Below are 10,607 nucleotides of genomic sequence, written 5' to 3'. Positions count from 1 at the left end.
AGGGTCTCTTTTTTGTCTTGCCATTTCATTCATTTCCTTTTTTCTCCTATATCATAGCATAGATAATAATAAAAACCGTGAAGTTGATCCGTACGCTCTCAACTTACACGGTTTATATTACACTCTCTTCCAGCTACACTGGCAACATTTATGATAGATCCTTTTCCGGTTTTTGTCATTTCTTTAGCTGCTTCTTTCATACAATACATTGTTCCTTTTGTATTTGTATTTAAAATACGATCTAAATCTTCATCTTCAAAACGATCAATCGGCTTTAATCCCTGTTCTAGAATACCAGCGTTGTTAACTAGAATATCCACTTGGCCAAATTTTTCAACCGTTTTTTCTATGATATTAACGGCATCCTCTGCTTTAGAAATATCAGCACTTAAAGGATATACAATTCCTCCAGCCGCCTCAATTTGAGCAGCAACTTCTTTTAATTTTTCTTCACGACGAGCTGTAATAACAACTTTTGCTCCTTCTTTGGCAAATAATAAAGCAGTGGCAGCCCCTACTCCTGAATTTCCACCTGTAATAATCGCAACTTTTCCATTTAAACGTGTCATAATATGTACCTCCTATAAAAAGGATAACATTTTATTAAATATATTTCATAGGGAAACTTCAAGAAAAATTTTAAATAATTTTGTTGATTGTATTCATAGATAAAAAAGCAGCTCAATGCTGCTTTAAATGTCTTTAAGCTGTTGTTTCCATAAATTACTGGAAGCATCACTTGGCATACGCCAGTCTCCTCTAGGAGAAAAACAGATGCTACCAACTTTTATGCCATCTGGCATACAGTTTCGTTTAAACTGCTGTGTAAAGAAACGATGATAGAAAGTATGGATGGCTTTTTGAATGGTTTCTTTTTTTATGTCTTTAAAGGCTAGTAAGCAGCTTTCATAAATTTTTAAAGGTTCTTCATGATAACGAAGCATATGATACAGGAAGAAATCATGTAAATCATAAGAGCCAAGGACTTCTTCTGTTTTCTGAGCAATTTTACCAGATGCATCCGGAGGAAGAAGTTCTGGAGAAACAGGAGTATCACAAATATCCAGCAATACTTCAGATAAAGTTTCGTCTTTCAAAGCATAGCTTTCCACAATAAAACGAACCAGAGTTTTAGGTACCGATGCATTGACCGCATACATGCTCATATGATCTCCATTATAGGTACACCAGCCCAATGCCAATTCACTTAGATCCCCGGTACCCACTACAATACCATTGTATTTATTGGCCAGATCCATAAGAATGTATGTTCTTTGTCGAGCCTGAGCATTTTCATAAGTAATGTCATGCACACAAGGATCGTGATGAATGTCTTTGAAATGCTGATTCACTCCAGATACGATACTTATTTCTTCAGAGCTGACATGAAGAAGATCCATCAATATCTGTGCATTTGAGCGGGTTCTATTGGTTGTTCCAAAACCAGGCATGGTAATGGCATGTATACCAGAATTATCGTATCCATTGATTTTATAAGCTTCGTTGCATACTAACAGGGCTAAAGTAGAGTCTAAACCGCCGGATATTCCAATTACGACCTGATCACAATGAATTTTCTTTAAGCGAGTGGCTAAGCCCTGCGCCTGAATGTGTAAAATGTCCATACAGCGTTCGATTCTTTTCTTGGTATCTTTTGGTACAAAAGGGTAAGGATTGAAAGATCTTGTACATTGAATGGAAGAATAAGGTTTGGATTCATATTCAACTATAATATAATCTTCCATACACTCTTCCATACTGGTTTTAAAATGAATTCGATCGTGCATTAAATGCTGAATATCAATTTCACCAATAATAAATTTTTCATTGACTCCTTCTTTCAATAAAGAACCATTTTCGCAAATCAGATCATGTCCTGAAAAAACCAGATCTGAAGTACTTTCTTCTTTTCCACAGGAAGAATAAATATAAGCAGCATAGCTTCTTGCACTTTGATTTAAAATCAGACCAGTGCGATATTCTTTTTTCGCAATCACATCATTTGAAGCACTTGGATTGACAAGAATATTTGCTCCTGCTAATGCATGGTAAGAGCTCATTGGAATGGTTACCCATAAATCTTCACAGATTTCAATTCCAGTAACTGCATCTGTGGTTGTATCTTTAAATAATATTTTATTCGATACTGGAACAATCTGTCCATCCAGACAAATTGAATCGGTATCTAAATCTTTACTGGAAGAAAACCATCTTTTTTCATAAAATTCATTGTACATAGGAATATAAGTTTTTACATAGATTCCTAAGATTTTATGATTAAAAACAAAAGCAGCACAATTGTATAATTTATTTTGAATCACCAAAGGCAGTCCTAAGACAACCGCTAAATTCTCAGGAATTTCATAAGACAGTTCAATCAATACTTGTTTTGAGCGTTTTAATAAAATATCTTCATAGAATAAATCCTGACAAGTATATCCAGATATACACAATTCTGGGAATACGGCCAGTTGTGTATCGGAATCTAAAGAATGAATAATATTTAGAATTTCTTTTTTATTGGCATCTGGATCTCCGATAAAAACATCAGGAGTACAGCTTGCGACTTTATAATATTGAAATCGATGCATATAAATCCTCATTTCTGTAGATTAAGTATACACCAAATCAGTCAAAGATTGAATTCAAAGAAAATTAGTGATACTATTTTTATGTAAAAAATGGAGGATATAGGAATGACAAAAAGACCTGTTGTACTGGTCGTAATGGATGGTATTGGAATCCGTGAAGACAAAAAGAACAATGCAGTTGCACTTGCCAACAAACCAACATTGGACAAATTATGGAATGAATGTCCACATACACAATTAAGAGCTCATGGTTTGGCTGTTGGTCTTCCAACAGATGGGGACATGGGAAACAGTGAAGTAGGACACAATGCTTTAGGTTGTGGTCAGGTTTATTCACAAGGTGCAAAATTAGTAAATGAAAATATTGAAAGTGGAGAATTATTCAATTCAAAAACATGGAAAGAACTGGTCGCAAATGCACAGAATTCAAAAATGCATTTCTTGGGACTGTTATCGGATGGAAATGTACATTCTCACATCAATCATTTAAAAGCTTTGATTGCACAGGCTAAAAAAGAAGGTGTAAAAGAAGTACGTGTACACGCTTTATTAGATGGACGTGATGTTCCAGCTACAAGTGCTTTACAGTATATTGATGAAATTGAAGATTTCATGAAAGAATTAAATGACGATTCATTCAATTCATTGATTGCTTCTGGTGGTGGACGTATGCAGATTACTATGGACCGTTATGAAGCGAACTGGGCAATGGTAGAAGCAGGATGGAAAATTCATGTAATGGGTGAAGGTAGACAATTTGAATCCGCTACACAGGCTATTGAAACATATCGTAATGAAACAGGTGTTGTGGATCAGGATCTGCCAGGATTCGTAATCGCAAAAGATGGAACTCCAGTGGGAACAATCGATGATGGAGACAGTGTCATCTTATTTAACTTTAGAGGGGACCGTGCTCAGGAAATCTCTTTAGCATTTGATGGAGATGAATCTTTTGATAAATTTGATCGTGTGAAAGTTCCGAATGTTAAATTTGCAGGTATGTTACAATACGATGCGGATTTACAGATTCCTAAGAACTATTTAACAGAACCACCAAAAATTAAAAATACATTGACAGAAGAATTGTGCAAACATGGTATTCGTGAATATGCAATCAGTGAAACACAAAAATATGGACACGTTACATATTTCTGGAATGGAAACCGTTCTGAAAAATTTGATGAAACTTTAGAAACATATGTAGAAGTTCCATCTGATGTTGTTCCATTTGATCAAAGACCTTGGATGAAAGCAGCTGAAATTACCGATCAGTTATGTGAAGCAATTGAAAGCGGAAAATACGATTTCATTCGTACAAATTATCCAAATGGAGATATGGTTGGACACACAGGATCTTTACCAGCAACGATTATTGGTGTTGAATCTGTGGATTTAGCTTTAGCTCGTGTTATTGAATCCGTTGATAAAGTAAATGGTATCTTATTAATCTGTGCGGATCATGGAAATGCAGATGATGAAAGCAAAACAAGTCATACATTAGCACCAGTTCCATTTATTGTATATGGAGCGGATGTAAAATGTAAACAAGATCCATCTTTAGGATTATCAAATGTAGCGGCTACTGTTACAGACTTGTTGGGATTAGAACCAAATCCTAGCTGGAATGAATCTATTATTGAAAAATAATTGCGGGGAAATGGCGGGTGCTCGTAAAACAGTTAAACCAAAAATTTAACTATTTTACGGCATCTGTCAGACATGGTTGGCTAAACAAAAGTTAGCGATACTTGGTTTGATAACCGAGTATCGCTTCTTTTTTTACCCGTAAAATGCTTTTGTGGAGGTACATATGATGCAGGAACTGAACTATATCCGTTGTGGTGATTACTATATTCCGATATTCGCTTAACGAAGGAAACCAGACCTATTGGTCTGTGGGGACGAATGCACAGAGATTACATCAAGGAGCATAACCCCGTCCGACTCAATGATCTGTGCCTTAGCGGTGAGTTGTGGACGTATCTGGCTGATTTGAACGAGCAGGCGCAGAGTCGTCTTAAACTTATCATTGAGCAAATGAAAGCCGCTGTGGGCGTGACGGAGCGCATGAAGCAGCACGATCAGATGGCATGGGTTGGAGCCATGAACAGCATCCGCCATCGTGCAGAGGAGATTGTTTTGTATGAGATAATCTATGAGGAGGATGTGGTATGAGAATCCTTGAAGAATTTTGGTACGGCAATGTTGAACTAACCGAGTATGACACTTCCTCTTACAGGGAATACAAGAAACTGTTGGAGTTGATTTGCAGAAACGAAGAAAAGCTCCGTGCCACTATGACGGACGAACAGAAAGAATTATTCGAAAAATACACCGATTGTGTGCGAGAGCATCAAACCAATACAGACTGTTTGATTTTTTAGAATGGATTTAAACTAGGTGCAAGAATGATGTTAGAAGTTCTAGAAGAATAACCGAATATATCGAAAATGGGGGCTTGTGCTTAAATTGGGCGCAATCCCCTTATACTTCGACACAGGTTGTGTAGAAGTTGGCTCTTACGACTTCGGTGCAAGTTGCGTAGAAGTTGAGCGGAATAAAGATTACGAAACGGACACTTCTCGTCAACTTATCGGGAAGTTAATGCCTGTTATAAATATCCTATCGAATCATCCTAGAATTAAACATTTTGTGTCTTTTTCAGAAAATCTATTGTATTTTCATGAAATTAGATGTATTATATCAAACAAAATAAATACAGGGGAGCTTGTTTGTGCAGGCTGAGAGGAAGTAATCGAACTTCGACCCTATAACCTGATGCGGATAATGCCGCCGTAGGAAGTCATACACAAGGATTTTTTACAGGAGGCATCCCCAAGGGTGTCTCCTGTTTTTATTTTACAACTGAAAACGCAGGGGAGCTTGTGCTGACAGGCTGAGAGGAAGGTGCAACCTTCGACCCTTATACCTGATGTGGATAATGCCGCCGTAGGAAATGTTTTGGCTCTATTACAGGAGGATACCACAAAAGGTATTCTCCTGTTTTTCTTTATCTTCGAGAAAGGAGGAAACGAGACCCACTTATGTGGCGGACTGAGGGGGAGCGCCCTGAGTCTTGTATATTAGCGATGGGAAGCCGTGTTCCGGCGTGAGAGGATGCCAGTAAGCATCGACCGAACTTCCGTGCAGTTATCTTTGGGATAACTACGCCTATTTTGGAATCGCCGCTGATGACTGACGTTTCCTAATTCACTCAAAGGAGAAATTGAATATGAACAAAACTAATACAAAAAAATTAGCGATAGCTGGTGTTTTCTGTGCCGTTGCTGTTGTTGGAAGCCTGTTTTCTTTTCCTGTTTTCGGGAGTAAATGCTCACCTGTTCAGCACATGGTCAACATCCTGTGTGCAGTAATGCTCGGACCTGCTTATGGGGTGGGTGCAGCTTTTGCAGCCGCTTTAATTCGTAATCTGCTTGGTCTTGGCAGTCTGATGGCATTCCCGGGCAGTATGTTCGGCGCATTTGTGTGCGGCATAGTTTATGCTAAAACCAAGAACATTTTGGGAACTTTGATTGGCGAAGTAATTGGTACTGCCATTCTTGGCGGTCTGTGTGCTTACCCGATTGCAATTTTCTTCATGGGGCAAAGTGCAGCCGGTCTTGCTTTTTATGCCTATATCATTCCGTTCCTAATCTCTACCGCCGGTGGTGCAATTATATCCGCAGTTTTGATTTACAGTTTGAAAAAAAATGGCGTTCTGCATACCATGCAGGAATCTCTTAGCCGATAAGGAGGAAGAAAAATGTTTCAGAATATGCTTGAAAATGTGCAAAAGAAATGTCCACTCATTCATAACATTACCAACTATGTAACAGTCAATGACTGTGCAAACATCGTGATTGCTTGCGGTGCATCCCCAATCATGGCTGACGATAAGGATGAAGTAGCTGACATCACAACGATTTGTGCCGGTCTGAATATTAACATTGGTACGCTGAATAGCCGCACCATTGCATCCATGCTGATTGCAGGTAAACGAGCTAACGAACTGAACCATCCGGTTGTATTAGACCCCGTGGGAGCCGGTGCATCTAAACTCCGAACCGAAACGGCTATGCAGCTTCTTCAAGAGGTAAAGTTCTCCGTTATCCGTGGTAATATTTCTGAAATTAAAACCTTGGCTTCTGGTAGCGGCACAACAAAAGGTGTGGATGCCGATGTAGCCGACAAGGTAACGGAAGATAACCTTGATGATGTAATTGCTTTCGCAAAGGGTTTTGCAAAGAAAACCGGAGCCGTCATTGCCATCACCGGTGCTATCGACATCGTAGCAGACAGTAAAAAGGCGTACTGCATCCGCAACGGACATCCTATGATGTCCTCCATTACCGGAACGGGTTGCCAGCTTTCTGCCATGACGGCGGCTTTTGTCACCGCAAATCCTGACCATTCGTTAGAAGCAGCAGCTGCATCTGTTGCCGCTATGGGTTATGCAGGTGAGGTGGCTCACAGCAGACTCACCGAAATGGATGGTAACTCTACCTACAGAAATTACATCATTGATGCGATTTACAATATGACCCCAGAGATGCTGGAGAAAGGTGCAAAATATGAAGTGCGATAAAAAAGCGATGCTGCTCTACGCTGTCACCGACAGAGCATGGGTAGGCAAACAAAGTTTATATGAACAGGTTGAATCTGCTCTGAAAGGTGGCGCAACTTGTGTCCAGCTTCGTGAAAAGGAATTGGATGATGCGGCTTTTCTGAATGAAGCAATCGATATTTCTGCTCTGTGCAAGAAATATGGAGTTCCGTTCTTCATCAATGACAATGTGGAAATCGCCATCAAGTGTCATGCCGACGGTATCCATGTTGGACAGGAGGACATGGAAGCATCCCAAGTTCGTCAGAGAGTTGGAGATGATATGATGATTGGTGTTTCCGTACACTCCGTGGAAGAAGCTCTGGAAGCTGTTAAGAACGGCGCAGACTGCCTTGGAGTTGGAGCTATGTTCTCTACCTCTACGAAAACAGACGTAAATGTTCTTACGAAAGAAATACTCCGTGATATTTGTGCTGCTGTTGATATTCCGGTTGTTGCCATCGGTGGTATTGGTAAATCAAATATCTCTCGGCTTGCAGGCACCGGTGTGGATGGTGTTGCTTTGGTTAGTGCCATTTTTTCCGCTGACGACATTGAAAACGAATGCCGCCTGCTTCGCAAGCTGTCAGAAGAAATGGTGAACGCATGAAAGTAAAGTGTGCGATTTTCGATTTTGATGGAACGCTCTTTGATTCTATGTTCATTTGGGATCAAGTCGGCGAAATTTATCTCCGTTCTCTCGGAAAAGAACCACAGCCATCCATGCGAGAAGATGTCAGAGCATTGAGTCTTTATCAATCTGCCTGCTATTTAAAGCAAGAGTATGCTTTGTCTTTGTCCGTAGAGGAAATTATGACAGGCATCAATCAAACCATCGAGCATTTTTATATCCACGAGGTTTTACCGAATCCCGGTGTGATTGATTTTCTTAAGCAGATGCAAATGGATGAGATTCCAATGTGTATTACCACAGCATCTGACCGCTATCAAATTGAAGCAGCTCTCAGCAGATGTGGGATGGAACACTATTTTGATGCAATCTTTACTTGCAGCGAAGTCGGACACGGAAAGGACGAGCCGGTTATTTTCCAAAAAGCAATGGAATATTTTGGTGCGGATCGCAGTTCTACCATTATTTTTGAAGATGCCATCCATGCTATTCAGACTGCAAAAGCTGATGGCTTTGAAGTAGTCGCAGTGTTTGATAACAGCGAGAAACGGCAAACCGAAATCCGCAATCTGTCGGATTGCTATATTGAGGATTTTAAACATACAGAAGAATTTTGGGAGTTCGCTTCGGCTGAATAAGCCGAAAGCTTCAAGCGGCAGATTGGGGGCACCACCTTATGCCGCTATATAAAACGATGCGGAAAAACGAAAGGAGTAAAACTATGAAAATGAAAACAGCATTGACCATTGCAGGAAGTGACTGCAGTGGAGGCGCCGGTATTCAGGCAGACATGAAAACAATGACCATGAATGGTGTTTATGCCATGAGTGCAATTACAGCACTGACTGCGCAGAACACAACCGGCGTGCGAGCAATTCAAGAATCAACACCGGATTTCTTGAAACAACAATTGGATGCGATATTCGAGGACATCTACCCCGATGCCGTGAAGATCGGCATGGTAGCATCCAGCGAGCTGATCCGTGTAATTGCGAACAGATTGCGATATTATGATGCCAAGAATGTGGTTGTTGACCCTGTTATGGTGGCAACTTCCGGTTCTGCTTTGATGAAGAACGATGCAGTTCAGACCTTGATTGAAGAATTGCTGCCTCTTGCTATCCTCTTGACTCCAAATATTCCGGAAGCGCAGGTTCTCTCCGGTCTGACCATTGAAACGAAAGAGGATATGATGACAGCGGCAAAGCATATTGGAGACAGATATCATTGTGCCGTTTTGCTGAAAGGCGGTCACAGTATCAACGATGCAAATGATCTGCTTTACGCAAATGGCGAACTTACATGGTTTGAGGGCAAACGTATTGATAACCCTAATACTCACGGTACAGGATGCACGTTGTCTTCGGCCATCGCATCCAATCTTGCCAAGGGATTCACTCTTGCCGAATCTGTGCAAAGAGCAAAGGACTATCTCTCCGGAGCATTAGCAGCTATGCTTGATTTGGGCAAATGCTCCGGTCCGATGAATCACGCCTTCGATTTGAAGGGTGTGTACGCAAAGGAGGTGCAGTAAAATGGAAGAAAGATGCACTTCTGTTTTTGAGAACGGGCTGATTTGGTTCGGAGCCGCTGTTTCTGTTGCTGAAATCCTGACCGGTACATATTTTGCCCCTCTCGGGTTCACAAAGGGCTTGCTTGCAATCCTGATCGGTCATGTTATCGGTTGTGCAATGCTCTTCTTTGCCGGACTGATCGGAGGCAAAGTACGTAAAAGCGCAATGGAAACTGCCAAAATGAGCTTCGGAAAAAAAGGCGCTTTGCTTTTCTCGGTGCTGAACATTATTCAGCTTGTGGGCTGGACTGCTATTATGATCTATGACGGCGCACTTGCTGTAAACGGTATCTTGGACATTGGAAAATGGATTTGGTGTATTGTTATCGGTGCATTGATTGTACTTTGGATCATGATCGGTATTAAAAATCTCGGAAAAGTAAACACTGTCGCAATGAGCGCATTGTTTGTCCTGACGATCATTCTCAGCATTGTGATTTTCGGTAAAGGCAGTGCATTGAATGTCAGCGGTGAGGGCATGACTTTTGGTGCTGCCGTGGAGCTTTCTGTCGCTATGCCGCTATCCTGGCTGCCACTAATCAGCGACTATACCAGAGAAGCAAAGAAGCCCGTCAAAGCGACAGCGGTCAGTGCTATCACATACGGTGTGGTCAGCTGCTGGATGTACATTATCGGTATGGGTGCTGCTATCTTTACCGGTGAATCTGATATTGCACAGATCATGGTGAAAGCTGGTCTTGGCATTTCAGGACTTTTAATTATCGTATTTTCTACTGTTACAACTACCTTCCTTGATGCGTATTCTGCCGGTATTTCCAGTGAATCGCTGTCAACAAAAATAAACGGAAAGTGGTTTGCCGTGGCAGTAACCGTAGTCGGTATAGTTGCTGCAATCTTCCTTCCCCTTACTGATATAACCGATTTCCTGTACTTTATTGGTTCTGTGTTCGCACCAATGATTGCCATCCAAATTGCCGACTTCTTTGTACTGAAACAAAACAAGAAAGCGAGCGCATTCAACATCTGCAATCTGATTATCTGGTTTGTAGGCTTTGTGGCTTACAGGCTTCTGATGAGGGTAGATATTATTGTCGGAAACACTCTGCCCGATATGCTTATCACGATTGCGCTCTGTGTTGCAGTCAGCAAGATGAGAAGAAAAGAACGGAAATGAGCCGGATGAAGAAAATGAAACGCTGCGTAATTGTAGGCGCTGCAGACATCAACAATTATGGCTTTTTCCGTGAA

General features: G+C 40.9%; 11 protein-coding genes and 2 riboswitches. Of the genes, 9 read left to right on the top strand and 2 right to left on the bottom strand.

The window, feature by feature from the left end:
* Positions 1-98: 98 nt before the first annotated feature.
* Complete coding sequence (locus FYJ50_RS06275; protein ID WP_154460231.1) at positions 99-569, bottom strand: SDR family NAD(P)-dependent oxidoreductase; 471 nt, start codon at positions 567-569, stop codon at positions 99-101.
* A gap of 123 nt (positions 570-692) precedes the next feature.
* Positions 693-2,591 carry an NAD(+) synthase gene (locus tag FYJ50_RS06270; protein ID WP_154460230.1) on the bottom strand — a complete coding sequence of 633 codons (1,899 nt, stop codon included), beginning with the start codon at positions 2,589-2,591 and terminating at the stop codon, positions 693-695.
* Between the two features lie 105 nt (positions 2,592-2,696).
* On the opposite strand from FYJ50_RS06270, the gene gpmI reads away from it, so the two are divergent.
* The 9 genes from gpmI (at position 2,697) to cytX (ending at position 10,533) form a co-directional block, all read left to right on the top strand.
* The gene (gene gpmI / locus FYJ50_RS06265) at positions 2,697-4,238 is read left to right on the top strand and encodes a 2,3-bisphosphoglycerate-independent phosphoglycerate mutase (RefSeq protein ID WP_154460229.1); all 1,542 of its coding nucleotides are present in this window, start codon (positions 2,697-2,699) and stop codon (positions 4,236-4,238) included.
* 258 nt (positions 4,239-4,496) lie between these two features.
* A complete protein-coding gene (locus tag FYJ50_RS06260) occupies positions 4,497-4,766 on the top strand; it encodes a TnpV protein (RefSeq protein ID WP_476729690.1) in 270 nt (89 codons plus the stop codon).
* Positions 4,763-4,975 carry a DUF6809 family protein gene (locus tag FYJ50_RS06255; RefSeq protein ID WP_205946453.1) on the top strand — a complete coding sequence of 71 codons (213 nt, stop codon included), beginning with the start codon at positions 4,763-4,765 and terminating at the stop codon, positions 4,973-4,975. Before FYJ50_RS06260 ends, FYJ50_RS06255 begins: the two co-directional genes overlap by 4 nt.
* Before the next feature lie 326 nt (positions 4,976-5,301).
* A riboswitch (TPP riboswitch) is annotated at positions 5,302-5,410 on the top strand.
* Positions 5,411-5,456: 46 nt separating this feature from the next.
* A riboswitch (TPP riboswitch) is annotated at positions 5,457-5,564 on the top strand.
* A gap of 259 nt (positions 5,565-5,823) precedes the next feature.
* Positions 5,824-6,342, top strand: coding sequence for an energy coupling factor transporter S component ThiW (gene thiW, locus FYJ50_RS06250; RefSeq protein WP_154460227.1), 519 nt, complete (start codon positions 5,824-5,826; stop codon positions 6,340-6,342).
* 12 nt (positions 6,343-6,354) lie between these two features.
* A complete protein-coding gene (thiM, locus tag FYJ50_RS06245; RefSeq protein ID WP_154460226.1) occupies positions 6,355-7,176 on the top strand; it encodes a hydroxyethylthiazole kinase in 822 nt (273 codons plus the stop codon).
* Complete coding sequence (gene thiE, locus FYJ50_RS06240; protein WP_154460225.1) at positions 7,163-7,804, top strand: thiamine phosphate synthase; 642 nt, start codon at positions 7,163-7,165, stop codon at positions 7,802-7,804. The genes thiM and thiE overlap by 14 nt, the downstream gene beginning before the upstream one ends.
* Complete coding sequence (locus FYJ50_RS06235; RefSeq protein ID WP_205946452.1) at positions 7,801-8,463, top strand: HAD family hydrolase; 663 nt, start codon at positions 7,801-7,803, stop codon at positions 8,461-8,463. The genes thiE and FYJ50_RS06235 overlap by 4 nt, the downstream gene beginning before the upstream one ends.
* An 89-nt stretch (positions 8,464-8,552) precedes the next feature.
* Positions 8,553-9,359: a bifunctional hydroxymethylpyrimidine kinase/phosphomethylpyrimidine kinase gene (gene thiD, locus FYJ50_RS06230; protein ID WP_154460233.1), complete on the top strand. Its 807-nt coding sequence runs from the start codon at positions 8,553-8,555 to the stop codon at positions 9,357-9,359.
* A gap of 1 nt (position 9,360) precedes the next feature.
* Positions 9,361-10,533, top strand: coding sequence for a putative hydroxymethylpyrimidine transporter CytX (gene cytX, locus FYJ50_RS06225; RefSeq protein WP_154460223.1), 1,173 nt, complete (start codon positions 9,361-9,363; stop codon positions 10,531-10,533).
* Positions 10,534-10,607: the final 74 nt, after the last annotated feature.

The sequence above is a fragment of the Floccifex porci genome (genome assembly GCF_009696175.1).
Classification (GTDB): domain Bacteria; phylum Bacillota_I; class Bacilli_A; order Erysipelotrichales; family Erysipelotrichaceae; genus Floccifex; species Floccifex porci.
Note: the sequence above shows the minus strand (reverse complement) of the source record. Positions and strands in the feature narration are given on the sequence as shown.